The organism is Chitinophaga niabensis (genome assembly GCF_900129465.1).
Classification (GTDB): domain Bacteria; phylum Bacteroidota; class Bacteroidia; order Chitinophagales; family Chitinophagaceae; genus Chitinophaga; species Chitinophaga niabensis.
On the sequence record NZ_FSRA01000002.1, the window covers coordinates 2,250,433 to 2,277,261 of the forward strand.

General features: G+C 46.5%; 21 protein-coding genes. 12 read left to right on the plus strand and 9 right to left on the minus strand.

All coding sequences use genetic code 11. From position 1 onward, the window contains the following. From BUR42_RS26395 to gatC, 3 genes are all read right to left on the minus strand, one after another. On the minus strand, positions 1 to 561 hold the full coding sequence (locus tag BUR42_RS26395) for a cob(I)yrinic acid a,c-diamide adenosyltransferase (RefSeq protein ID WP_200798364.1): 561 nt from the start codon (positions 559 to 561) through the stop codon (positions 1 to 3). 190 nt (positions 562 to 751) lie between these two features. Next, entirely contained in the window at positions 752 to 1,462 is a 711-nt protein-coding gene (locus tag BUR42_RS26400) for an ABC transporter ATP-binding protein (RefSeq protein WP_074242541.1), read from the minus strand. A gap of 2 nt (positions 1,463 to 1,464) precedes the next feature. Further along, complete coding sequence (gene gatC / locus BUR42_RS26405; protein ID WP_074242542.1) at positions 1,465 to 1,755, minus strand: Asp-tRNA(Asn)/Glu-tRNA(Gln) amidotransferase subunit GatC; 291 nt, start codon at positions 1,753 to 1,755, stop codon at positions 1,465 to 1,467. Positions 1,756 to 1,879: 124 nt separating this feature from the next. Here gatC and trpS point away from each other — a divergent pair, with 124 nt between their 5' ends. From trpS to BUR42_RS26450, 9 genes are all read left to right on the plus strand, one after another. Continuing rightward, on the plus strand, positions 1,880 to 2,884 hold the full coding sequence (gene trpS / locus BUR42_RS26410; RefSeq protein WP_074242543.1) for a tryptophan--tRNA ligase: 1,005 nt from the start codon (positions 1,880 to 1,882) through the stop codon (positions 2,882 to 2,884). A gap of 37 nt (positions 2,885 to 2,921) precedes the next feature. Beyond that, positions 2,922 to 3,554: a deoxynucleoside kinase gene (locus BUR42_RS26415; RefSeq protein ID WP_074242544.1), complete on the plus strand. Its 633-nt coding sequence runs from the start codon at positions 2,922 to 2,924 to the stop codon at positions 3,552 to 3,554. 129 nt (positions 3,555 to 3,683) lie between these two features. Then, positions 3,684 to 4,436: a hypothetical protein gene (locus BUR42_RS26420; protein ID WP_143197587.1), complete on the plus strand. Its 753-nt coding sequence runs from the start codon at positions 3,684 to 3,686 to the stop codon at positions 4,434 to 4,436. A gap of 8 nt (positions 4,437 to 4,444) precedes the next feature. After that, positions 4,445 to 6,370, plus strand: coding sequence for a ComEA family DNA-binding protein (locus BUR42_RS26425; RefSeq protein ID WP_234979811.1), 1,926 nt, complete (start codon positions 4,445 to 4,447; stop codon positions 6,368 to 6,370). 698 nt (positions 6,371 to 7,068) lie between these two features. After that, positions 7,069 to 10,281, plus strand: coding sequence for a SusC/RagA family TonB-linked outer membrane protein (locus tag BUR42_RS26430; RefSeq protein ID WP_074242547.1), 3,213 nt, complete (start codon positions 7,069 to 7,071; stop codon positions 10,279 to 10,281). An 11-nt stretch (positions 10,282 to 10,292) separates the two neighbouring features. Next, complete coding sequence (locus BUR42_RS26435; RefSeq protein WP_074242548.1) at positions 10,293 to 11,771, plus strand: SusD/RagB family nutrient-binding outer membrane lipoprotein; 1,479 nt, start codon at positions 10,293 to 10,295, stop codon at positions 11,769 to 11,771. 112 nt (positions 11,772 to 11,883) lie between these two features. Beyond that, positions 11,884 to 12,198 (plus strand): DUF3467 domain-containing protein, encoded by a 315-nt coding sequence (locus BUR42_RS26440; RefSeq protein ID WP_200798365.1) that lies wholly within the window; start codon positions 11,884 to 11,886, stop codon positions 12,196 to 12,198. After that, positions 12,198 to 13,274 carry an Ldh family oxidoreductase gene (locus tag BUR42_RS26445; protein WP_074242549.1) on the plus strand — a complete coding sequence of 359 codons (1,077 nt, stop codon included), beginning with the start codon at positions 12,198 to 12,200 and terminating at the stop codon, positions 13,272 to 13,274. Before BUR42_RS26440 ends, BUR42_RS26445 begins: the two co-directional genes overlap by 1 nt. A gap of 22 nt (positions 13,275 to 13,296) precedes the next feature. Next, a complete protein-coding gene (locus BUR42_RS26450) occupies positions 13,297 to 14,619 on the plus strand; it encodes an aspartate kinase (RefSeq protein WP_074242550.1) in 1,323 nt (440 codons plus the stop codon). Positions 14,620 to 14,691: 72 nt separating this feature from the next. On the opposite strand, the gene BUR42_RS26455 is transcribed toward BUR42_RS26450, so the two are convergent. Further along, complete coding sequence (locus BUR42_RS26455; RefSeq protein ID WP_074242551.1) at positions 14,692 to 17,658, minus strand: DNA polymerase III subunit alpha; 2,967 nt, start codon at positions 17,656 to 17,658, stop codon at positions 14,692 to 14,694. Between the two features lie 3 nt (positions 17,659 to 17,661). Further along, positions 17,662 to 18,888, minus strand: a complete 1,227-nt coding sequence (gene dinB, locus BUR42_RS26460; protein WP_084185838.1) for a DNA polymerase IV — start codon at positions 18,886 to 18,888, stop codon at positions 17,662 to 17,664. Positions 18,889 to 19,016: 128 nt separating this feature from the next. Between dinB and BUR42_RS26465 the strand changes: the two genes are divergently transcribed. Next, positions 19,017 to 19,691, plus strand: coding sequence for an SdpI family protein (locus BUR42_RS26465; protein WP_074242552.1), 675 nt, complete (start codon positions 19,017 to 19,019; stop codon positions 19,689 to 19,691). 138 nt (positions 19,692 to 19,829) lie between these two features. Here BUR42_RS26465 and BUR42_RS26470 read toward each other — a convergent pair whose 3' ends face one another. Then, complete coding sequence (locus tag BUR42_RS26470) at positions 19,830 to 20,294, minus strand: hypothetical protein (RefSeq protein ID WP_074242553.1); 465 nt, start codon at positions 20,292 to 20,294, stop codon at positions 19,830 to 19,832. A gap of 111 nt (positions 20,295 to 20,405) precedes the next feature. On the opposite strand from BUR42_RS26470, the gene BUR42_RS26475 reads away from it, so the two are divergent. Together BUR42_RS26475 and BUR42_RS26480 are read left to right on the plus strand one after the other, a co-directional pair. Next, positions 20,406 to 21,164, plus strand: a complete 759-nt coding sequence (locus BUR42_RS26475; protein WP_074242554.1) for an XRE family transcriptional regulator — start codon at positions 20,406 to 20,408, stop codon at positions 21,162 to 21,164. A 464-nt stretch (positions 21,165 to 21,628) separates the two neighbouring features. After that, the gene (locus tag BUR42_RS26480) at positions 21,629 to 22,192 is read left to right on the plus strand and encodes an ORF6N domain-containing protein (RefSeq protein ID WP_200798366.1); all 564 of its coding nucleotides are present in this window, start codon (positions 21,629 to 21,631) and stop codon (positions 22,190 to 22,192) included. A gap of 229 nt (positions 22,193 to 22,421) precedes the next feature. Here BUR42_RS26480 and BUR42_RS26485 read toward each other — a convergent pair whose 3' ends face one another. The 3 genes from BUR42_RS26485 to BUR42_RS26495 form a co-directional block, all read right to left on the minus strand. Then, positions 22,422 to 23,645: a thioredoxin family protein gene (locus BUR42_RS26485; RefSeq protein ID WP_074242555.1), complete on the minus strand. Its 1,224-nt coding sequence runs from the start codon at positions 23,643 to 23,645 to the stop codon at positions 22,422 to 22,424. A gap of 66 nt (positions 23,646 to 23,711) precedes the next feature. Continuing rightward, complete coding sequence (gene pdeM, locus BUR42_RS26490) at positions 23,712 to 24,368, minus strand: ligase-associated DNA damage response endonuclease PdeM (protein WP_074242556.1); 657 nt, start codon at positions 24,366 to 24,368, stop codon at positions 23,712 to 23,714. After that, positions 24,365 to 26,812, minus strand: a complete 2,448-nt coding sequence (locus BUR42_RS26495; RefSeq protein ID WP_074242557.1) for a ligase-associated DNA damage response DEXH box helicase — start codon at positions 26,810 to 26,812, stop codon at positions 24,365 to 24,367. Before BUR42_RS26495 ends, pdeM begins: the two co-directional genes overlap by 4 nt. Positions 26,813 to 26,829: the final 17 nt, after the last annotated feature.

The window sequence follows — 26,829 nt, forward strand, 5'->3', positions numbered from 1 at the left end:
TTATACCCTTGGCTTCCAGGGAATTTCTTCTACCTGCAACTTATGGCCCACATAACGCGCCAGCACAAAAAGGTAATCACTCAGCCGGTTAATATATTGTAACACCAGTGGCTCTACGAAAGTATCCTGTTCCTGCATCTCCACACATAATCTTTCCGCCCTTCGGCAAACGCAGCGGGCAATATGACAATGAGATACGGCAACGTGCCCTCCCGGTATGATAAAGAACTTCATCTCCGGTAATACGGTATCCATTTCGTCCATCTTATCTTCCAGCAGTTTAACATCCGCCTCATGAAGGTCCGGGATCTTCATTTTGGTGCCCTTATCAGGGTCAGTGGCCAGTGAAGCGCCGATAGTGAAGAGGCGGTCCTGTATATATTTGTTGAATGTTATTATCTCCGGTTCTTTCATATGGTCGTTCACCAAACCCAGCCAGGAGTTTAGTTCATCCACGGTACCATATGTTTCAATGCGAAGGTGGCTTTTAGAAACCTTCGTACCTCCAATGAGCGAGGTTTTGCCCTTGTCACCTGTTTTGGTGTAGATCTTCATTGCCATATAGCGAAGATAAAAAAAAGGTAACAGCCCCGGCCATTACCTTTTTTTGAATATAATTTTTGAGTTGTTTTCCTTTAAAGTGCCAAAGCCATTTCAGTCCGGCGCTGTTTTTGTTTTTGAAGCAGCTCTTTCTTTATGCGCTAAAGCCATTTAGTCCGGCACTACTTTTCATCTTTCTGGCGCACCCCTTCTAATGCGCTAAAACCTCCTTCACCGCATTCATCTTATCAGACTCTATCACCCCATCCCGGAGACGGATGATCCTTCTTGCATGTGCAGCAATATCTTCCTCATGCGTTACCAATATCACCGTATTCCCGGAAGCATGGATCTTACTGAAAATATCCATGATCTCAATGGAGGTCTTGGTATCCAGGTTACCCGTAGGTTCATCCGCCAGAATGATAGAAGGATCGTTCACCAGCGCCCTGGCTATAGCTACCCTTTGGCACTGTCCGCCGGACAGCTCATTGGGTTTATGTTTGTAACGGTCTCCCAGTCCCACTTTTTCGAGCATAGCCCTGGCCTTATCTTCCCTTTCCTTTTTGCCAACGCCGCCATAGATCAGTGGAACAGCCACATTCTCAAGGGCAGACAAACGAGGCATCAGGTTAAACTGCTGAAATACGAAACCGATCTCCTGGTTACGGATCCGTGCCAGTTCATTGTCTTCCATACTGCTCACATCATGCCCGCTCAGTACATATTTGCCACTGGTAGGAGTGTCCAGGCAACCGAGGATATTCATAAGGGTCGACTTTCCGGAACCGGAAGGTCCCATCAGCGCTACATATTCATTCCTGTTGATATTCAGGGAAACACCTTTCAATACAGGCAATTCGTTCTTGCCAATGAAATAGCTTTTACGGATCTGATCGAGTAGGATAACAGTCTGGGACATATTTATTTCTTGATTACTTTAGGGACGCTGAAATATTCCGCGGTATGGGCTGGAGCGTTCTGTAAACCCTCTTCCCGGCTGATATTCGGCAGAACAACGTCCTCCCGGAGGATATTGGTATCTGCGGTCATAAACAACATAGGTTTCACGTTGGCTGTATCCAGCTCACTTAACTTTTCAACGAATGTGATCATTCGCTGTAGGTCGTGCCGGATCTCTTCACGCTCTCCGGCATTGAATTCCAGCCTTGCCAGGGTAGCCAATTGCTGAATCAGTGCATCATTCACTTCCATGAGTTCAATATTAACGAATTAAAGCTAATAAATAGTGTTAAAATATTGGATATTATGTGGCCAATTTGCAAAAATATGCAATTCCGTCATCGTCAATCTTAAATTTCTTAAATTGCGCCCCGATATGGGAACAGAAAAAGAAATCGTTGTCAGCGGCATCCGCTCCACAGGTATTTTGCACTTAGGGAATTATTTTGGCGCCATCCGTAATTATATCCGGATGCAGGAAGAGTTTAACTGTTACTTCTTTGTAGCAGACTGGCACGCGCTTACAACACACCCTGATCCAAAAGAACTGCGCGGCAACGTATACCGGGTATTGGCTGAAAACATCGCCTCCGGCCTGGATCCCGAGAAAGTGACCCTCTATGTACAAAGCGATATCCCGGAAATAGCAGAACTCTACCTGCTCCTGAATATGATGGCCTATAAAGGAGAACTGGAAAAAGTACCCACTTTCAAGGATAAAGTAAGGCAGAACCCGGATAACGTGAACGCCGGCCTCTTAACCTATCCCGTATTGATGACGGCCGATATCCTCGTTCACAGAGGCCTGAAAGTACCCGTAGGGAAAGACCAGGAGCAACATCTGGAAATGAGCCGTAACTTTGCCCAAAGGTTTAATAACCGCTATGGTTACCTGTTCCCGGAACCTGTACCCTTTAACTATGGCGACGATCTGATCAAGATCAACAGCCTGGACGGGGTTGGAAAAATGAGCAAAAGCGAGAACCAGAACTCCACTATCTTCCTGAACGACAGCGACGACGATATCCGGTATAAAATAAAAAGAGCCAAAACAGACAGCGGTCCGCAGGAACCCAATTCCGCCAAACCCGATTATATCGCGAACCTCTTTACCCTGATGGGCCTGGTTTCCACTCCGGATACCATCAAACACTTCGAAGACACCTTTAACAACTGCACTATCCGCTACGGCGATATGAAAAAGCAACTGGCTGAGGATATGGTGGCCTTTATTGCCCCGATCCGCGAAAAAGCCGAAGCCATTCAGCAGGATACTGCCTATTTGACCCGCATTATGCGCTACGGGGCTGAAAAGGCCAGGGCATCGGCGGCACAAACTTTGCAGGAAGCACGTAAATTAATGGGTATTAACTTTTATTGATTTATTTTATCTTGTTACTTACAATATTCCCCCATGCATGGCAAAAAATAAGATCAAGCACATAGCGATTGCCGGAAATATCGGCGCTGGAAAAACCACCTTAACCGAAATGCTGTCTAAGCACTATAAGTGGATTCCCCAATATGAAGATGTTGAGCACAACCCTTACCTGAGTGACTTTTATGATGATATGCCACGCTGGTCTTTCAATCTGCAGGTCTATTTTCTGCATAGCAGGCTCAAGCAACTGGTAGATATTCAACATGGAAAAGATACCGTTATCCAGGACCGTACCATCTATGAGGATGCGCACATTTTCGCGCCCAACCTCTACGAAATGGGCCTGATGACCAAACGGGACTTTGATAACTACTTCAATTTCTTCGAAACCCTGAAGTCTATGGTAAAACCTCCGGACCTGCTCATTTACCTGCAGGCATCTGTTCCAACACTGGTGGCACAGATCCAGAAGAGGGGAAGGGAGTACGAGGAAAATATTCGTTTGGACTATCTCAAACGCCTAAACGAGTTCTACAATACATGGATTGAAAAATACAAAGATGGTCCGCTGCTGATCATTGATGTAGACAAGAATAAATTTCCTGAAAACGATGAGCACCTGGGCGAGATCATCTCCCGTGTAGACTCAGAGCTGTACGGTTTGTTCTAATTTTTCAGGAAGATCTTAATCTCCGAATTTCGCAGTTCAACCTCCGGAATTCGGAGATATTTTTTTTGGAGCAGATCGTAATTGCCATTAATTTTATCCCCGTTGTTTGTTCACCAAAATGCGATCTACATGTTAGCAATTGTTTGTAGCCTTTGTGCGCTATTATTATTGGCGCAACCTCCACGGCTCCCGTCCATAGGGGTCTACAGCCTTAAGTTTACCGAAGTATTTTCCGCAGACAGAAATCCTGCTGCATTAGCCGGTATAAAAAAATATACAGCAGGCATCTATGCAGAACGCCGGTTTATGTTAAAAGAAATGAGCGGCTACGCATTGAATGGTGCATTACCTGTAGCATCAGGAACAATAGGCATACGCATTAAACAGTTTGGGTTTAGTTTATATAAAGAACAAATGTTCGGTGCAGGGTATGCACTGCCGCTGGGAGAAAAACTAAAGGCCGGCATTCACCTGGATTACAACATGCAGCGTGCCCCACAATTTAAGGAAGCAGGAATGATAGCAGAATGTGGGGTACTCTGGCAGATTGCAGAACGTGTGGGCCTCGGTGTAAATGTTTTCAATCCCACGGGGAAAGGGTTGAAGCTGTACACAATGGGAGTTGGATACGCGCCTTCCTCACAACTCTTGATAGAAGCAGAATGCAGAAAGGAAGAGGGCAGACCACTCAGCACTTTAGTTGATGGCATATACCGCCCTTTGCAGCGGTTCTGGCTATTAGGAGGTTTTGCCACACAACCCGTGTACCAGTTTGCCGGCTTAGGTTTCCTGTTGCGGAATATGCGCATCGGTATTATAGGTAGCCGCCACCAGCTGTTAGGATTTACACCCGGCATAACTGTAACATGGGAAGCAGAATAAGATGGTGCTTGCTACTCCTCGTATGCAACTGGACATATGCACAGGAAGAAGGACCAATGCAACATCCCGGGCAACAGGAACATGCGCAGTTAGAGGAACAAGCGCTGTTAGAGGAACAGGAACAAACGTTGCTGGAACAACAAGCGCAAACAGGGAATGGGAATGAGGAACAATCCCTGCCCGAGAATGACGAACAAACCCAGCAGCGCGAATCATACGCGCGCAGAAAACTAAACCTGAACACTGCCGATGCTGCAGCACTGGAATCACTGGGCCTGTTACATGCTTTACAAATAGAACAATTCCTATTGTATCGCCGCAGCCTGGGACCCTTGATCAGCATCTATGAATTACAGGCAGTACCCGGTTTTAATCTGCCATTGATCAGAACGCTGTTGCCATATGTATGGGCGGGAAATGGCTTAGAACCCTGCTACACCTGGAAGGATTATGTGTTACGCGGTAAACATACACTGCTGCTGAGATACACGTATCCCTTTCAAAGCGCCGGGAAATACAATGGCAGTCCGGATAAAATGATGCTACGTTATAGATACCAGTTCTCCCGTTACGCCAGTTGGGGCCTTGTCATGGAAAAGGATGCAGGAGAAGGATTATTTGCAGGAAAACAAAAGAGCGGATTTGATCATTACGGGATCCATTTGTTCTTTAGGAACATAGGGCGGATAAAAGCCTTAGCGCTCGGAGATTACACCGTAAACATGGGGCAGGGGCTCATACAATGGCACGGCCTTGCATTTGGGAAAAGCAGTGCCGTGATGCACACCAAAAGAGAAGGAGATGTATTAAGGCCCTATGCCTCCGCAGGTGAATTCTTTTTCTACAGGGGAGCAGGCATCACCTGTCAAACCGGCCCTTTTACTTTTACCGCATTCATTTCAGGCAGGAAGTTGGATGCAAGGGCAGGAGAGGTGCCAGGCTCAGCAGGTACCCTGGTGAGCACTGGTTACCATCGCACCGATGCTGAATCTGCATTAAAGGGAAACATTACACAAAGCTCCGTGGGTGCAGTGCTTAAATGGTCTGCTGAAAAAGGGCATATCGCATGGAACATGATCGGGCATCAATTTTCCAAACCCTTAAGCAAAGGAGATAAAGCCTACCAGTTATTTGCAGCAACTGGGAACCACTGGCTGAACACCAGTATAGACCATGCTTTCAACTGGCGTAACCTTCACTTCTTCGGAGAAGCAGCCATCAGCAAACAAGGCAAAACCGCCATCCTGCAAGGTGCTATGATCACCCTTGCACACAATGTGGATATGGGAATACTATACCGTAAGGAAGGCATCGCCTATGAAACGCTCTATGGAAATACATTTAGCGAAAACCCAACACCCGGTAATGAATCAGGCCTTTATACTGCAATCTCATTACGGTGGGGCGCCAAATGGGAACTCTCCGCATATGCAGATGTATTCCGTTTCCCCTGGCTGAAATACAGGATCAACAATCCCTCGGAAGGATATGATGTTTTAATGTCCATCACCTGGCGCCCCGATAAAACAACTGAATTGAACGCACAATTCCGGCATGATGATAAACCATTCATGCAACGTCAACAGCTCCGCGCACAATGGAGTATGAAAATAACAGGTGAAGTGATTTGGAGATCAAAAGTACAGGTGAGTAAAACGAAAACCTCCCCCACCTCCTTCCTCGCCCACCATCAATGCCAGGCCAGATGGAAACACTGGCGTTTCACCGCAGGATACACCTGGTTCGATACCGCCGAAACAGAAGGCCTCTATCTCACCGGCCAGCAATTTCCCGGCGACAACTCCTTATCCCGCTTCTCCGGAAAAGGATTTTCCACCCGCTTAGCCATCCAGTTCCATAAGATCTGGTGCCACTGGGTAAGAGCTGTCACAAAAGAAGTGAACACTGCTGTGATGCTGCAGTACCAGCTCTAACACTAATAATATTTTAACCCCGCGGATCAAAGAAAATCCCGCGTTTTAATAATCATATCTGAACGTTTCGCATGCACAAAAAACGCCGGAGCAACAGCTGTTTTTTAAGCATTTTCACTTGATAAGATTAAGCAAAGAAGTATGCAAAGGATTTTTTTCATGAATTTTTCATGAGATATCTGCTTGAAAAACAAAAGAGTATAAAGTTATCTTGTAAGGGCTTTAACAAAAGATTAACCAGAAAATTTTGTGAGTTGAAAAAAATACTAACTTACAAGAGTCATCCAAAAGCAGTATAAATAGATTCATCCAAAGTATAGAAGTGGTAAAATACCATCTTCACCCCTATTTGAAATGCCAAACGACAAAATCAACGCTCTAAACTAAAACTTCTAAAATCTAAATCGATCTATTCATGCCCAAAGCATCGACCTCTTAACCTTAAGCTTGTTTTCAATTCGGAAAAAGGAACAGCCATTCTTTTAACCTATCGTTTCATTTTATTAACCCGGAACCTACATAAAAACAACCCGTTTTTATGCTGGAATTCTATTGCCACTTACCTGACGTTTGCTATCAGCCGCTAAACTCTGCCAAAAAAATCGCATGCCATATGACCTGATTAAAAAACTAACAGACAACAAAACCAATTACTAAGAACAATAAGTTCAATTCATCCAAAATCTGAATCTTTTTTTATGAAAAAAGCGTTACTTCTATGCACCATACCGATGGTGACAGTCAGCCTGGCGTTTGCACAACAACGCCAGGTGACAGGGAAAGTGGCAGGTGACGACGGCTCACCGATCTCATTTGCCACCATCCAGATTAAGGGAACCACAACGGGAACCACCTCTGACCAAAACGGAAATTTCAAACTGAATGTTTCGGGTAACAACGTAGTACTGATCTTCAGAAGCGTAGGCTACGCACTCAAAGAAGTACCTGTTGGCAGCAGCTCCGAACTCGCTGTTACATTGATCACAGACAACAAAAGCCTCCAGGAAGTAGTAGTAACGGCACTCGGTATCAAACGCTCACAAAAATCTGTTTCCTATTCCGTGCAACAGATCAATGCAGACAAGCTCACACAAACACGGGAAACTAACATCAGCACGGCTTTGGCTGGCAAGATCGCGGGAGTGCAGATCCAGGGCCAATCCGGAGCAAAGATCGGGGAAGGTGCCGTGATCCGTTTAAGAGGCGCCGGCTCTCTGATGGATAAAAATCCATTGTTCGTATTGGATGGTACGCCTATCAGTCCGGAAGACATCAACATGGATGACGTAGAAAGTGTTTCCGTCCTCAAAGGCCCCACCGCCACCGCATTGTACGGCCAGCGTGCAGATGCAGGCGTAGTGATCGTTACCACCAAAAAAGGGAAATTGCAATCCGGCATCGGCCTGGAAATAAACCAAACCACCACATTCGATCGGGTGTATCTCATCCCGGATTACCAGAACAGGTATTCAGGCGGAGGGAATGCTGAACTCACACAATACAAATGGGCAGCAGGCCAGCCGGAAGAATGGAAGGCATTGGACGGAAAGTATTATCACGACTATTCCGACGATGCCAGCTGGGGACCTGAAATGAAAGGCCAGGAATATATTCCCTGGTACGCCTGGTATCCTGGTGCCAACTTTGGTAAAACAGCATCCCTCACCCCTCAGAAAAATAACGTCAAAGATTTCTACAGGACCGGCCTTTCACTCAATAACAATGTACAGTTCAGCCAGGGCGGCGATAATTACACTGTGAGGGTATCGTTCACCAACCTGCAACGTTCTGGTGTAATGCCCGGAACCAGTTTGGATAAGAACAGTATCTCCACACAGAACTCATTTAACCTCGGTAAACATTTCACTATCGCATCCAATATTTTCTACACCACTGAAAAGTTAAAAGGGGAGTTTGTGGATGGATATTCCAATAACTCTACAGGATCATTCAACCAGTGGTTTCACCGGGACCTGGATATGAAGAAAATGAAAGAGCTGAGAGACCTCCGTTCTCCGCAAGGTGCGCTGGGAAGCTGGAATCACAATAACCCCGAATCATATTCCGCAGCCAATCCCAAAGCTTTCTATGGGCCTAACTACTGGTATAATCCATTCAGTTACTTTGATAATGTGGATAACCAGGCAAACAGGAACCGCCTGATCGGAGATATCAACCTTACCTATAAGCTCAACGATCACTTCAGGATTGCAGGGTTCTTAAGAAGGAATGAACTGAATACCAGTTTTGAAAATAAAACCCCCTACATCCTGGAAGTGAGCGCTAACCAAACTGGCGTAAAACAGAGTTATGCTACAAGGCAAACTTTTGCCCGTGAGGATAACTATGAAGTACTGGCCACCTACAATAATAAATTCTTTAATGATCTCTCCGTAGATCTGAACATCGGCGGAAACGTAAGAAAGAACACCACTTCCTTTATTGCCGCAAATACGAACCAGGGTTTAACTGTACCCAATCTTTTTGCATTGAGCAATTCTGTTGATCCTATCAGTTATTCAAATACCCGCACCCGCAAAACTGTAAGAAGTGCTTACGGAAGAGGTACACTGGGCTGGAAGGAAGCGTTCTTCGTAGACTTCTCTATCCGGAACGATATCAGCTCTGCATTGCCTAAGGATAATAACTCCTACTGGTATCCCTCCGTGGGCGCCAGTATTGTATTCAGTGAATTCCTGAAAGAAAGTTTCCCCGCACTTACCTTTGGTAAAGTAAGGGCCAGCTGGGCGCAGATAGGATCTGACCTGGACCCTTATGGCCTGGACCTGTTGTATACTTTAGGGCAGAACCCATTCGGCCCGGGTAACTCTGTTATGACCACGCCGAATATCCAACCGAATGATGGCATCCTGCCTTCTCTTTCCTCTTCAGGAGAACTGGGCCTTGACCTGAAATTCTTTAACAACCGCGTGGGCGCCAGCTTCACCTATTATCACGAGGATAAAAGGAATGAGATCCTGGATGTAAATATTTCTAACGCCAGCGGATTTTTATCTAAGACCATCAATGCCGGGAGTGTTGTAAGAAGTGGTGTTGAAGTACAATTGAATGGTACACCTGTTGCCAGCAAGAACTTCAACTGGGAAACCATCGTGAACTTTTCAAAAGGCACTTCCAAAGTAGTAAAACTGGCTCCCAATCTCAGTACCTATACCCTGCCCAATACGGATAGAGGTGGCGCAGCTCCTGCATTTACAGCAGTACAGGTTGTGCATTCTGTGGACAACCAGGAATGGGGACAGTTACGTGGCAATGGTATCAAACGCAATGAAGCAGGTGTGCCCATCTTAAAAGCAGATGGTACATTCGAGATGGCGCCCAATCTCTATTTCGGTTCTGTGTTGCCGGAATTCACCGGGGGATGGTTCAATACCTTCACCTACAAAGACATTACGCTGAGCGCGGTGATCGATTTCCAGAAAGGGGGTAAATACTTCTCCCTGTCTGATTTCTGGGGTTCATTCTCCGGGCTGATGGCTAAAACTGCAGTTAATAACGATAAAGGGAAACCTGTACGGGACCCGGTTGCCGATGGCGGTGGTGTGAATGTATCTGGTGTTGATGCAGATGGCAAACCGGTAAAGATGTATGTAGATGCACAGTTATACTGGCACCAGTTCCGTACTAATTCCAACATGGCTGAAATGTCTGTTTACGATGCATCTTTCATCAAACTGCGGGAAGTATCGTTGGGGTATAATTTCCCGGTAGCTAAAATGGCCAAAAAGATCTTCACACGGGCTAACATTTCAGTAGTAGCCAGGAATGTATTAATGATCTACGCAGATGAAAAAGGATTCGATCCATCTGAGCTCTCTGGCCGCTTCGGTGAAAATGGTCAGATGCCGGGTGTACGTTCCATTGGTATTAATCTCAGGTTAGGATTCTAAAATTTACGACAATGAAAAAACTACTTTATATAGGAATACTGAGCGCCACATTGATCAGCGCACCGGCCTGCAAGGATTTTGGAGACCTGAACGTTTCCCCGAACTCTGCCACCGGGCCTGTTACATCCGCACTCTTAACTAACTCACTCGCCTATTTTGGCAGCGGCAGAAGTATGACTGTTACCTATGCATTTGATGTACGTTTTTTAAATGAAGGTGCCATGTATGCACAGTATACTTCACAAACACAGTATCCGGATGAATCACAATATTCGGTTACAGCAAGAGGCTGGTCGCAATTTTACGCAGGCCCCCTGGAAGATCTCACCAATATTATTAAGTATAATACAGATGCTGATAAAAAAGGATTGGCAACAGTTACTTCCGGCGGCTCTAATAATAACCAGATAGCCATTGCCAGGATCCTGAGGGTATATTACTTTGCGCTGCTTACAGATCAGTGGGGAGATATACCTTACACGGAAGCATTGTCCGAAACACCAACACCTAAGTACGATACCCAGAAAGATATCTATACAGATCTTTTCAAAGAACTAAAAGAAGCAATGGCGCAGTTCGACAATGGTGCTGCCGTGAAAGGAGATATCCTGTTCAGTGGCGATGCTGCACAATGGAAACGTTTTGCCAATACTTTCCGGATGATCATGGCCCTCCGCCTCTCCAAAAGGAATACAGATATGGGCAATCTTCCTAAAACTGAATTTGCCGCAGCACTGGCAGATCCTGCAGGGATCATAGATGCCAACAGCAAGAACGTGATCATGAAATGGCCGGGCAGTTCTTTTAAAAACCCCTGGTTCCAGATGTACGATGGCCGTTCTGATTACGCTATCTCCAATACGCTGGCAGATACCCTGGGCGCTTACAACGATCCCCGTGTGAATGTGTTTGCAGATCCCCTGACCGGTGGTGTCATTAAACCCGTGCCTTATGGCCTTACCCGCCAGTTGCTGATAGAATGGTCTGCCCTGAATCCTGTATATTCAAAAGTAGGCAGGAACATAACCGGTCAAACCTCTCCGGACTATGTGATTACGGCCGCACAGGTACTATTATCCCGCGCAGAAGCAGCAACATTAGGCTGGACGGCCGAAAACGCCGGGCAGTTGTACAACGATGCTATCAAGGCTTCCTGGGAACAATGGGGCGTTTTCACACAGGCGGCGTATGATGCCTACATTGCCAATCCAAAAACATCCTGGGCAGCCGGGGAAACTCCCCGCAAGCTGGGCACCCAGAAATGGATAGCGCTGTATCCCAATGGCTGGGAAGGATGGGCGGAATGGAGAAGAAGTGGTTTCCCCGCGTTGAAACCAACTATTTATGCCGTGAATTCAAGTAAACAGATTCCCCGCAGATATGCATACCCGGTAAATGAGGCCACCCTGAACGAGCCAGCCTATAAAGAAGCTGTTGCACGCCAGGGTGCAGATACCCACGATACCCGTGTCTGGTGGGATAAACAATGATCTTGTTAAACCCCAAATGGTGTCCCGGTAATCAAAATGTAGCAACTTGTAAAAAACAGTCTCCAAATGCGGGGGCTGTTTTTTACTTTTGTACCACATTAAAGCGCAAATAATGGAAAATCAGGACGAGCAGCAGCAGTTGAACATAGAGCTGACCGAAGAAATTGCAGACGGAACTTACGCCAACCTGGCTATAATTACCCACTCCCCGTCTGAGTTTGTGGTAGATTTTATTAATGTGATGCCTGGTTTACCCAAAGCGAAAGTAAAATCAAGGATCATCCTCACGCCACAACATGCCAAAAGGCTGATGAAGGCACTGGCGGATAATGTTAAGAAATACGAATCGCAGCATGGTACCATTCAGGACCAGGAGCCGGTTTCATCTATTCCCATGAATTTCGGAGGGCCAACAGCGCAAGCATAATGGAACAGGTTTTTCCCTACGAACATCTCCACGCTTTTACCCGGGACGTTTTTATAAAAATGGGCTGTTCCCCCGAGCATGCGGAACTGGCCTCCACGGTATTGCTTTCTGCTGATCTCAGGGGTATAGATTCTCATGGCGTGGCACGCCTTTCCGGTTACATCCGTCTCTGGGAAGCAGGCCGTATTAACGCCAAACCGGACCTCAAGATCGTTCACGAAACTCCCAGCACGGCTGTGGTGGATGGAGATAGCGGCCTTGGCCTGGTAGTGGCCCCTTTTGCCATGCAGGTGGCCATCGGTAAAGCTAAGATAGCGGGTACCGGTTGGGTAAGTGTCCGTAATTCCAATCACTTCGGCATTGCAGGTTATCACGCTATGATGGCCCTGCAGCAGGATATGATCGGGATGGCCATGACCAATGCCAGCCCCCTCGTAGCACCCACTTTTGCCACGGAACGTATGCTGGGTACCAATCCCATTGCTGTGGCCATCCCGGCTAATCAGCAACCGGCCTTTGTAGCGGATTTTGCCACCACCACGGCTGCCAACGGTAAGCTGGAAATATTACAAAGAAAAGAACAGGAAGCCCCGCTGGGCTGGATCCAGGATAAACATGGTGCCCCCAGCACAAATCCTAATGAGCTCAAAAGCGGCGGGGCTTTGCTACCCCTGGGAGGCGACCGGGAACATGGGAGCCACAAAGGATATTGTCTCGGATCTGTGGTAGATATTTTTTCTGCCGTACTTTCGGGCGCAAATTATGGCCCATGGGCGCCGCCATTCGTTAGTTTCTTACCTTTGCCGCCCGATCCGGTGGGTAAAGGACTGGGACATTTCTTCGGAGCCATGCGGGTAGACGCTTTCAGGCCGGCAGACGAGTTTAAGGACCATATGGATAAATGGATCGGCAGGTTCAGAAGCGCCGAAACGGTGGAAGGAGAAGAAAAAGTACTGATCCCCGGCGATCCGGAAAGGGAAATGGAAGCAGATAGGAGAGTAACTGGAGTTCCATTACTGGACCCTGTAGTAAGGGACCTCTCCGAAATAGCCATGAGATTTAAAATCGATTTTTAAGCAACATATACCGTAACAATTAATGAAAGTCTTGAAATTTGGCGGAACCTCGGTTGGAAAACCAGAGCGTATGCATGCCGTAGCGAAATTGATAACAGCGGATAACGATGCCAAGATTGTGGTATTATCCGCCTTATCTGGCACAACCAATTCCCTCGTTGAGATCAGTCAATCGCTCGCAGAAGGAAAGAAGGACGTGGCTAAACAGCAGATCGATAAGCTGGAAGCACACTACCGTACTTTCTGTGAAGAATTGGTGAAAAGTGATGCCGGCCGCCAAAAGGCTAAAGCCATCGTAGACGAACATTTTGAGTTCCTCAACATCATCCTCCGCATCTCTTTCAACGAAGCGTTGAATAAAGATATCCTAGCACAGGGTGAACTGCTCTCTACCAAACTCTTCTGCGCTTACCTGGAAGATGCCGGTATCAAAGCTGTTCTGCTCCCCGCCCTGGAATTCATGAGCATAGACGAGTTTGAAGAACCTGAGATCCCACGCATGAAAGTGCGCCTCAGTGCTTTGATCGAACAGGAAAAAGGGCATACCCTCTTCATCACGCAAGGATACATCTGTCGCAATGCGCGTGGTGAAATTGATAACCTCAAGAGAGGTGGCAGCGATTACTCTGCATCCCTGATCGGCGCCGCTATCCAGGCTTCTGAAATCCAGATCTGGACGGACATCGATGGGATGCATAATAACGATCCCCGTGTTGTAAAGAAAACTTTCCCCATCGATCAGCTCTCTTTTGACGAGGCAGCCGAGCTGGCTTACTTTGGCGCCAAGATCCTGCACCCTGCATCTATCTGGCCTGCACAGCATTTTAATATTCCTGTTAAATTGCTCAACACCATGCAGCCGGAAGCAAAAGGTACCATCATCACGGAAATGCCGGATGGTAACGGTGCAAAAGCGATCGCTGCAAAAGATGGTATCATCGCTATCAAGATCAAGAGCAGCCGTATGCTGCTGGCCTACGGTTTCCTCCGTAAGATCTTTGAAGTGTTTGAAAAATACCGCACACCTATCGATATGATCACTACTTCCGAAGTAGCTGTTTCTATCACCATCGATGATAAAAAACACCTGGAGCAGATCCTGAAAGAACTGCAGCCCTTTGGTTCCGTGGAACTGGACCATCACCAGGCGATCGTTTCTATCGTAGGGAACGAAGTAGCCGCTACACCTTCCATCATCAAGAAATTGTTTGAATCACTGGAAGAAGTGCCTTTACGCATGATCTCCTATGGTGGCAGCAGGCATAATATTTCCATCCTCGTAGGCGGACAGTATAAGGAACAAACCTTACGCTTACTCAATAAAGGATTATTTAATCTTGATTAATAACTAATAAGCAACAGGCTGTATCCATAAAAGGGTACAGCCTGTTTTGATGTATATATGATGGAGAAAAACCTACCTCGCCATCATCCGTACGGGGGCACCAGGAGCCTTATCCTCAAAGTACCCGATCTTCCGCATCACATGTACATCTAAGGTATACACCCCAAATTCCTCCATTACCCGGCCTTCCATAATATAAAAACCACTTTTCATAAAAGGATATTGCCGCAGGCTGTCCGGAAAATGTACGGTGTCCATGAATTCACCTTCCTTGTCCAGGAAAGTACCAAAACACATGGGTTCGTTTTTACTGGTGTATACATGTTTTAAACATACCAGGTAACCGATCGTATGCACATGCCTTCCAGGGTTCTGCGAAAAATCCCTGGCAGGCATATATCTGCGATGGTCATGTTCCAGTATGTCGAATGGGGAACACAATGGAAATCCCAGTAATTCTATTTCATCGAAAGCATCTTCATGCTGGCGATAGGCGAGCATGGGGAGGTCCCAGTTGCGGGAAGGCTCTGAAAACAGGCGGGGTTTATGTTCATCCGGCGGCGCCGTTTTCAGTAAAACAGAACTCTTCCAGAGCAATTCTTTTTTGGTATAGCCGGTAAAGTTAAAGGCACCGATACGGATAAGGATCTCCAGTTGTTCCGCTCCGGGATTAGTTCTTTCCACAAAATGTTCGAGACTGCTGTAAAGCCCGTTATGTTTGCGGTCCAGGAGTACACGTTCCATCCATGCCTGTTCCAGCCTTTCTACATGAATGAATCCTACAAACACCTGCCGGCCTTTGATATTGGTAGCGTAATCACTGTTATTGATGCAGGGAGGAAATAGGCTAACACCTGTTTTCTGCAATTCCCGGAAGTACAATTCGCGGTTATAGAACCCGCCGAAGTTATTGATCACCGCCACCATAAATTCCGCCGGGAAAAATGTTTTCAGGTATAAGCTCTGGTAACTCTCCACCGCAAAACTGGCGGAATGCGCTTTTGAAAAAGAGAAGTTCGCGAAGCTCGCTATCTGCCGCCATACCTCCTGGCTTATCTCTTCAGGATGCCCAATCCTGGCGCAGTTATCAAAGAACAGTTTTTTGATCTTCTCAAAATTGTTCTGCCCCCGGTATTTACCTGCCATCGCTCTTCTTAAAATATCTGCGTCGGCAAGGTCCATATCTGCAAAATGATGCGCTACTTTGATCACATCTTCCTGGTACACCATTACGCCATAGGTTTCTCCTAATAAGGATTTCATGATAGGGTGAAGGTATTTCACCTTATCCGGCGCATGGAAGTTCAGTACATATTGCCGCATCATACCAGCCTGCGCAACACCCGGCCGGATAATGGAGCTTGCAGCCACCAGGGTGATGTAGTCATCACATTTCAGTTTCAGCAGCAGTTGCCGCATGGCGGGAGATTCTATGTAAAAACAACCAATGGTGTTCACTGTTCTCAGGGCATTTTTTACATCCTCATTTTCCATGAAGGTTTTCACATCATTGATATCTACCTCTACACCTTTGTTTTCACGGATAAGGTCCATGGTATCCCTGATATGCCCCAACCCGCGCTGGCTCAGGATATCAAATTTGAATAGGCCGATAGCCTCTGCCATGTGCATATCCAGTTGTGCGGTACTGAATCCTTTTGGCGGCATATGTGTGGCGCAATATTGATGGATGGGCGCATCACTGATCAGGATGCCGCCTGCGTGAATGCTGAGGTGATTGGGAAAACGGTCCAGCTTCCTGCCGTATTGAATGATACGCTGATGCACGCCGTCTTCCCCTAGTTTCACCTGGTAAGGGTTCTCAAGGATCTTGTCCATCTCTTTTTTAGGCAATCCGTATACCTTGCCCAATTCCCTTACGATAGCGTTTGTTTGGAATGTAGTAACCGTGCCTAACAGGGCAGCGTGTTCTGTTGTGTATTTATCGAAAACATATTTGATCACTTCATCCCTGTCCCGCCAGGAAAAATCAATATCAAAATCCGGAGGAGAGGTACGGTGCGGATTGAGGAAACGTTCGAAATAAAGGTCCAGTTCAATCGGATCCACATTCGTGATCTCCATGCAATACGCGATCACAGAATTGGCACCGCTTCCGCGCCCTACATGGAAAAAGCCCCTGTTCCTCGCATAACGCACAATGTCCCAGGTGATAAGGAAATAAGCATTGAAATCCTGTTGGTCAATGATCTGCAATTCCTTTTCCACTCTTTCCTTCGCCTCTTTATTATCAGGGCCGTAACGGTAGATCATGCCTCGCATGGCTTCACTTCGCAATAGTTCCCGGTCTCCTTCCCGGCTATCTGTAAAGCGTTGTTTATTTAGATGATTGCCGAACCGGAAATGGATCTCACAGGCTTCCATAATAGTTAAAGTGTTCTTTACTATATCCGGCAATTCCTTAAAATGTTCGAGTAACCGCTGTGGCGAAATAAAACATTCATCCACACCCGCTACTTCTTCCGGTGGCAGTTGACTAATGAGCAGGTTATTGTCCACCGCCCTTAATACCCGGTGCAGTTGCCGTGCTTCCGGGTCCTGGAAAGTGAGTGGTTGTAATACCACGAGCTTATGTGCCCATTTTTTGGTATCGAAACGGAAGAGCTTATTCACTTCTCTTGGCCGTACGCCCATCAGTTCATGTTCAGCAAGATTTTGCAGCGGACGGCTTCCCCATGCGTAGATCACAAATGTATGCGGGAGAAAAGGGGCGCTCTCGGGAAAGGGCGTTTCATTTTGCAGATGATGGGACAGGAAACGGTTGATCTCCAGCCAGCCCTCCATATTGCGGGCCAGGATCACATAACGGAAGGTGGCGCCGTTCCTGCATTCCAGCCCAAGGATAGGTTTAATGTCCCGCTGCATACATTCCTGTATGAACATCCACGCATCTGTAGTGGCATTGATATTAGTGAGCGCCAGGGAGGTGATCCCGCACTGTTGTGCCAATGCTGCTAATTCATCTGTTCTGATCGTGCCATAGCGAAGGCTAAACCAGGTTTTGCAATTCAGGTACATAAGCTATTTGGGGTAACGGCGTTTCATGGTGAATGTTTCTTTCTTCTGATAAGGCTGTAACTGTTCTTCAAACCTGCCGCCACTACTGCTGCCGCGCATCAGCAACTGCCAGCCATACTGGCTTTTGATACTATCAATGGCCTGGTACAAAGAGATCATTTCATGTGTGTCTTCAAAAAGGCTGATCTGGTAATTACCGGACACCATATGACTGAAACGAACGCCTATCAATCGGATCAGCAAACGGCGGTCGTACAGTTTAGAGAAGAGTTCTTTTACTTTTTCCAGCAGTACATGATCGCTGGCGGTATAAGCAATACTCATTTGTTTGGTGACCGTTTCAAAATCCGAATACCGGATCTTAACGGTTACACAACCCGCTAACCTGTTCTGCTGGCGGAGTTCAAATGCTATCTTTTCCGTCATGCGCACTAATTCACTATGAATAAAATCCATATCGATGGTATCTGTAGAAAAAGTGCTTTCTGTAGAAATAGATTTCTGTTCGTGAAAGGGGATCACCGGTGTTTCATCAATACCGTTGGCTTTGTTCCAGAGGGAAATACCGTTTTTACCCAGCCAGGCTTCCAGTAAACCGATGGGGATCTCACTGAGTGTTTTCACCGTTTCCACTCCGCGGCGTCTTAATTGTGCCGCTGTTTCTTTTCCCACCATGGGGATCTTATCAATAGGCATGGGTGCCAGGAATATTTTTTCCTGCCCGAAAGGGATGGATAACTGACCACTTGGTTTGGCTTCATTTGTGGCGACTTTAGACACCATTTTGTTGGAAGCAAGCCCCAGCGAAATGGGTAGTTTTGTTTCACGCATGATCTTTTGCCGCAATTCACTCGCCCATTTCAAAGAACCAAAATATTTATCCATACCGCTGATATCCAGGTAGAACTCATCAATGGACGATTTCTCATACAAAGGAGCATTTCCTGCAATAATATCAGTAACATGACGGGAAAAATTGCTGTATTCTTCCATATCCCCGCCCCGGATAATGGCATGAGGGCAGAGGCGGAGGGCCATTTTCATGGGCATGGCGGAATGGATCCCAAAAGTACGGGCTTCATAACTACAGGCGGCTACCACAGCTCTGTCTCCACGCCCGCCAACCAATACGGGTTTTCCTTTGAGACTGCCATCTTTAAGGCACTCCACGGACACGAAGAAGCAATCCATGTCAATATGAGCTATGGTTCTCTGTCCATCTAGTAGCATACACACTTATTTAGTCCAAAAATACTAAATAATTTAGTATTGCTAATGTGATTAGTAGAAAATAAACCTTTTTAAACTTAATTGGCCCGAATAATGTAGATATATATGTACAACTAATCCTTTTTCATATGAAACATCCGGATTACGTTAAAGAACTACTGCTGTTACTGCTTGTTTTTGTGCCCATGGTTTACCTGGGCGTTATCTGGAACAGCCTCCCGGAGATCATTCCCACCAATTATAATCTGAACGGCGTACCAGACAGGGTAGGGGATAAGCAGGAATTCCTGCTGCTGATGATCTTCCTTTTCTTCACAAACGGCCTGCTGTATTTTTTGTTCCGGTACATCCCCAAACCGGACGAAAATGAAGAACCCGCTACTGAAACCACCAATCATATAAAGGCGTATTACCGCATCCGTTTCAGGATCCATATTTACCTGGCGGTATTCACTACCATTATTATATACCTGGTGAGCGTAGGACGGGGAATATTCCTGGAAAAATGGGTATTTATCGGGGTAGGATTACTGATCTCGATGATCGGTTTGGTATTGCGGAACCTGAAGCCCAATAATTTTGTCGGGGTACGAACGCCCTGGACCCTTCAAAGCGATGAGATCTGGCTGAAAGTACATGCTTTTGCAGGCAAATTGTGGCTGTATGCGGGGATCGTGATCATTATAGCCGGCATGTTCCTCACGGTAGTGAGCGGCGTGTTCATGTTCATTTTTGCCGCCATGGCTTTGGCTGCGTTACCTTATATCTATTCATACCGACTTTTCTATGTAACACATGGGTAATGCTTTTTGAATCAGAAGAGCAGGGTGGATGGCAAGCGCCCGCTCCTATTTTTACGAGGCCGTCTGGGAAGACGGTCTCTTTTAAACAAAAAAGCCGGGCACTCACAGAGCACCCGGCTTTTTGTATCAATGAATTATTTAGAAAGAAGGGACCAACGCTCTGCCAATAGCCTCACGTCCGGGCCATGGGATCAGGGCAAGGATCAGGATCAGGGCAAGGCCAAAAAAGATCAGCGCTGTTTTATGCTTTTTGGCATCGGAAGCAGATTTCTTGATCTTGCTACGGCCGATATGTACAAGGGCCAAGGCCACTAATGCCATCAGGGTATGCTCCACGGTAAAGAAACGGAGACCGGCATTCTTCATGGCGGCACCCATATCTCCCAGGGCAGCTTTGATCAGCGGGCTTACGATGAACAGGATAATACCCAGCAGGAACTGAATATCTAAAAAGATCATAAAGAAAAGACCGGCTTTAGTATCCGCTGCGGTATAGGCAGATTTGCCACTAACGCCCATCAATGCACGAATAACAGCCCATACACCGAATAACAGGATCAGCCATCTAACCACTGAGTGAATACCTAACAAAGTATCTTGCATAATAATTGAGTTTGTCCGCAACAAAAATAAGTGATGCCCCGAAGATTAATTTGGTAATTATAAAAAATAATTGCTAATTTTGTTAGCATTACCATACTAAATTATTTAGGGATGTCTACTGTTTGTCGTAATCTTAAATATCTGCGCAAGCAAAAAGGCTGGACGCAGCAGGAGTTCGCCGATCGTCTCTCCATTAAACGTTCCCTGTTGGGAGCATATGAAGAAGAACGGGCAGAACCACGTACCGAAGTACTGGAGCAGGTCTCAGACATGTTCCGTGTATCCATCGATGATCTGTTACGCCGCGATCTGAGTTCCTCGAAGGAAAGCTTCCTGGAAAGACGCCGCCAGCAAAAGATGGGAGGTAGTAAAGACCGGCAGAATGTTGTTTTCGTTCCCGTTAAAGCCGCCGCCGGTTACCTGGCCGGTTTTAATGACGACGAATTCATCGAAGAACTGAACACCTTCACCTTACCCATGTTAGGCGCAGGAAGTTACAGGGCTTTCGAAATAGCCGGAGACTCCATGTTACCGACACCATCAGGTTCCGTAGTAGTCTGCCACAAAGTGGATGGCTGGGAAGATATCCGCAATAACGAAGCGTATATCGTAGTCACCAACCGCGAAGGCATCGTGTACAAACGCGTGGTGAAAAGCAACCGCTCCAAAAGTAAAGTAACGCTCGTCTCAGATAACCCGCAGTACGATCCATACCCCGTAAACATGGAAGAAGTACTCGAGATCTGGCAGGCCGATGCCGTGATCCAGAAAATGGGCCAGCAGCACCGCCTGAGTGTAAACCACCTTGCCGGCATGGTCAGCCAGCTGCAAGACCAGGTGAGCATGCTCAAGAAACAGATGAAGAACTAAAGGTTCTGCCATAGGATGCTACGGTATCAGCTGCAAGGGATGGAAGGTTCTGCCATAGGAATATGCAAGTGAACTGAAAAGTCCTGGCATAGAATATTACAGTATCAGATGCAAGGAAATTAAAGGTTCTGCCACAAAGGATATCATACATCGTATGTAAGGAGCCTAAAGATTTTGACATAGGTTGATACCAATGTCATATGCAAGGGAACTAAAGAATGCATTGTTTGCCCCCAGTTAACCATTAAAGTGTCGGGAGTTTTCTCCTGACACTTTTTCTATTTGATCCTCCACTGCTCAGCAGATAATCTTATATTCGTTTTTAAATACGGAAACGTATAATTCCGCCCACCCCAGCATAAATTCATTCTACTTCCAGGGAACATAGTCATTATCGGAGGACGCAATTTGCGGCCTCAAACGTGTGTCTGTTATATTATATCAAACATAAAAACCCATTGTTTATGACTACAAAACAGAAAGAAAAGAACATTGTCCCGGATGAAGCCGTAATGGATAAGATCTATTACATCAGAGAACAGAAAGTAATGCTGGATCGCGATCTGGCAGACTTGTACGGGGTAGAGACCAAACGGCTGAAAGAAGCTGTCAGAAGGAATAAAGCCCGGTTCCCTAAAGATTTTATGTTCCAGATGAATAAGAAAGAACTTGAAAATTGGAGGACGCAATTTGCGTCCTCCAATAATGACAGACAGGGCCTGCGTTACGCTCCATTCTGCTTTACGGAACAAGGTGTTACCATGCTATCCTGTGTCCTGAACAGCGAAAGGGCCATTGCAGTGAACATCCGTATTATCCGGATATTTACACGCATGCGGGAAATGATGCTTACTCACAAAGATATTTTATTGAAATTGGAACAGTTAGAAACAAAAACATCCCGCCAGGATGGAGAAATTAAGAAGATATTTGAATACCTGAAAAAGCTACTAAACCCACCAAAAGAACCTCGGGTTTTAATTGGATTTAACAGGAAAGACGAAAAACAGAATTCCTCTGCATCCTAATACCGTTATAGGTTTTAAGGGATTAAAAAAGTTGGAGGACGCAATTTGCGTCCTCCAATTATGACCTGCCCCACCTGCATTTTAGGAAAAAACGGAAAACTTTAAAACTTATGTAATGTAGAACCATTAAGTATTTCAAGTCCTCATTACAAACCGGCCTCAAACATAACGCAAAAAAAAGGACGGCCAGGTCCGGCCATCCTTTTTAAATATCCTCAAAGAAAGAAAACTAATTCCAGGTCTTCTCTCCCTTCTTCATCTTATTAAGTGTTTCTTCCAAAGGCTTCTTATCCTTTGCAAGGTTCACCGCTTTCTCCTGCCAGGCAATCGCTTCATCTTTACGACCCAGCTTGTAAAGCAGATTCGCATAAGTATCCATGAAATTCGGGTCCTGGTTTTCGGCAAAAGAACGTTTACTCCATTCCAGCGCCTCTTCCACACACTTCATATCCTTGCAGCTTTCAAAGATCGTCCATGCAAATTGGTTCAGGTCCATCGGGCTCGCCTTATCGCTATATTTCTTCATGTAAGCTACAATGGCGCTCACAGAATTCTCAGCATCTTTTTTATTGGCATAATAGATCACTTTGCTCTTAGCGACTAACTCATCTGCCAGCTTAGGATATTTAGCCGCCAGCTCAGATTGCAGTGCTGCCCAGTCCGGAGCGCCGGCATCTTTCTTAAAGATCTTGGGATATATTTCTTCATTGCTGACAATGCCACCCACAATTGCTTCTGATTTACCTTTACCTAATACTTTATTGGCTTTGGCAGACTCGTTCAGGAAAATGGCAAACCCTTTGTCTTTGCTGGTACGGGTGAACTTAGCCAGCATATCCAGGTTGTCTTTGGTGAAAAGATCTTTCTGTGTGTCAAAGTATTCTTTGGATACCGCCTGTGCTGTTTTTGCATCATAGGCATTTAATGCGGTCAAAGCAAAACTGCGGAGGAAAGCCTCGTCTTTATTGCCTTGTTCATATTTTGCCAGTTGCACATAATATTGTTTGCCCGGGTCCAGGGCTTCTTTACTGCGGGCAATGAAAGCTTCCGCTTCGCCGCCACCTACCATACGGTGTACCACTTTACCATCCGGTGCAAAGAAGAGGAAAGTAGGATATGCCCTCACGCTGTATTGCTCTCCGATCGCCTTGGCATCTTCATACCATTTTTTCACCTCTTCATTATCTCCTTCCGTTACATCCATCTGTAATTTTACATTGATGAATTTACTGTTGAAGAAATCACCTACTTCCTGCTGTGGGAAAATGTTTGCTGTCATGTATTTGCAGGGGCCGCACCAGGTAGTGAAGCAATCAATGAAGATATATTTGTTCTCAGCTTTGGCTTTAGCCTGTATTTCTTTCCAGGATAATCCATGTTCAAAGTGTATACCCTTGTCCTGGGCCATAGCAAACAGGGGTAGGAGGAATAGAAGGAATAATGCTTTTTTCATGTCGGTTTTTTGATGATGTTGTAAAATCGGGTTAGAGCGTATGTGTTCTAATATACTGAAAAAGGTTTATATCCGGAATATCTTCTTTTCCGCAATTACAAACACTGCGGAATCTGGTTCGGGGTGCAGGGAATACAAACCGGTAAATCCGCTGAATGCCGGCAGAACAGCCCCTTCCATTCCAAAATAGAAACAGGGTAGCCGCAAACTCTGCCTTCCGGCCCCTATCATCCTGATCCCGGGATGGATGTGCCCGGAAATGAGGTAATGCCCTTCCAGCACGGAGGGTTTATCGTCCCGGTCATGCACAAAATAGAAATTACGAAGGGAGAGTACCTGGTGAAGGTTGATCTGGAGGTCTTCGTACAGTGCTGGTTCCAGTATGTCGTGATTCCCTTCTATCAGTTCAAAGGCGATATGTGCAAACTGCCGCCGCCAGATCTTAAAGTATTGCACTTCGTTGTTGGCGGAGCTATGGAACATATCTCCCACGATCAGTACTTTCTCCGGATGGTATTTGGTGATCAGTTGCTGTAAGCGGTAAAGATCTTCCTGCACAATGTTCGCAGGCACGGCAATCCCTGCTTTCCGGAAGTGGGCGGACTTTCCCACATGCAGGTCTGCCACGATCAATGCCTTCTCTTCTTCCCAATAGATGGCCCTTCCGGCTGAGAGCCGCCAATGCTGGCCCTTAAATTCAAATGCGGTATCCTCTAAGTTCATTCGTACGTAAATAAAGTCATTTTTTTGATGCGGTCTTCCAGTTTTTCGCTGGTTAATTGTTCCCGCAGGCTGTCCACTTTGATCGGGAAGCAGAAAGGGGTAAGGCGTTGCGGAAATGTGATCACGATCTTATTATGATAGATCCTGTCCATCGATTCGCGGAGCCGTGCTTCTTCCATCTGGTAAAAGAAGGCTTCATTGAAAGCCTGCCGCAGCAGGATGTTATTGGAGTCGTAATCGTTAAACACATTGAACAGCAGGGAAGCAGAGGATTGCAGGTGACGGTTGGCCTTGGCCTTTCCGGGAAAGCCCTGGAATATAAGTCCTGCTATCACGGCAATATCCCGGAATTTACGCCGCGCCATTTCTGTGGCGTTCACACTACGTTGCAGGTCAACCGTCAGATTTTCAAGGGAGAAATATTCCTGGGCATTTGTATCGTCTACGGGAATGGGCTGGTCTGAAAGTAATTCAAAACCATAATCATTCATGGCGATGGAAAAAGTAATGGGATGCTGCTGGCTGATGCGCCAGGCGAGGAGGGTGGCCATTACCTCATGCACCAATCTCCCTTCGAAAGGATAAACGAAAAGGTGATAACCATCCTGTGTTTCGATCTGCTCCATGAGTAATTCATCTTCCCTGGGAATATGCGATAATAATTGTTGGAGATCGAATATGGGTTGCAGGACCTGTATCTCCTCTTCCTGTGCAACGCCGGACATGGCTTCATGGAATTTCCGCCGCAGCATTTTACCAAGGTTAGAGGAAAGCGGCATCCTGCCTCCTCCCCAGCTGGGCACAATACTTTTTTTTGATTTCGATTTACGCACCAGCACCGTCATATCCTTGATCATCACAAATTCCAGGTTCTGCCCGCCCAGGCTAAAGCTATCTCCGGCGGTCAGGCGGGAAATAAAATATTCTTCTATCACCCCAATGTATCCGCCTGTGAGGAAACGTACTTTGAGCATGGCATCACTCACAATGGTACCGATGTGCAAACGGTGGCGCATGGCCTGTTGCTTGCTTACGCAATGATAGCGGTCGCCTACTTTATGCAGTTTGTGGAATTCGTCATAACTCTGCAAGGCTTCCCCGCCGGTGGTGAGGAAAGAAATGATCCATTGCCATTCATCGGTGGTGAGGTCACGGAAACAGAAGGTGCCTTTTACTTCCTCCCATATTTCATTTGGCTCAAAACCGTCAGACACGCCGAGGGTCATCAGGTATTGCAGGAGTACATCGTATGCCAGGATCACCGGCATGCGGCTTTCTATCATATTCGCCTTCATGGCATCTTTAAGGGCTGCGGCTTCCACTAATTCCAGCGAATGGGTAGGGAGGAACCATATTTTGCTCACCGCATCAGGGCGGTGACCACTTCTGCCGGCACGTTGTAAGAAACGTGCAACACCTTTGGGGCTGCCTACTTGTATCACAGTGTCTACGGGGCGGAAATCCACACCCAGGTCAAGACTGGATGTGCAGACCACCAGTTTCAAAGTTCCGGTGTGTAATGCTTCTTCCACCCAGATCCGCAATTCCGCATCAATGGAACCATGGTGCAAGGCAATGGCCCCTGCTAATTCAGGGCAGGCTTTGAGGATCTGCTGATACCATATTTCAGATTGGGAACGGGTATTGGTGAAGAGCAGGGTGGTATTGCTTTCCATGATCACCGGCAAAGCTTTGTGTAATAGTTTGATGCCCAGGTGCCCTGCCCAGGGATACTTCTCAATTTCATCCGGCAGGATGCATTGCACATCGATGGCTTTGTGTACAATTGCCCGCACAATAGCTGTTTGTTGGGAAGTGTTCCCCATCAAAACATCCAATGCCTCTTCCAGGTTGCCGATGGTGGCAGAGATCCCCCAGGTCTGCAACCCTTTATTCAATCCGCGGAGGCGGCTCAGCGCTAATTCCACCATCACTCCTCTTTTGCTGCCCAGCAGTTCATGCCACTCGTCCACTACTACCGTATGCAAACCGGCAAAGCGTAGCGGATATTCCTTCTGTGACAGTAAAATATGAATGGATTCCGGCGTAATGATCAGTATTTCCGGCATCTGTTTTTTCTGTTGTTCACGCACAGCCAGAGTGGTATCTCCGCTGCGGATGCCTACTTTCCAGGGAATATGCAATTCATGCAGGGCTTCTTCCATGGCGCGGCCAATATCTTTGGCGAGTGCGCGTAACGGAGTGACCCAGAGCAATTGCAAGCCATTGTGCTTTTTGCTGCGATATTCCGGCTCCTCGTTGATCCACCTGATCACTGCTCCCAGGAACAGAGAAAACGTTTTACCGAAGCCCGTAGGGGCATTTACAAGGCCGGAGTAGCCTTGCAGGTAATGTTCCCAAGCTTCTTCCTGGAAGGTGAACGGCTTTAATTCTTTTGCCGCCAGCCACTGTTCTATCGCTTTCCAGCCGGGTGTGTTCTTCATGCTTTTCGAAATTAGGA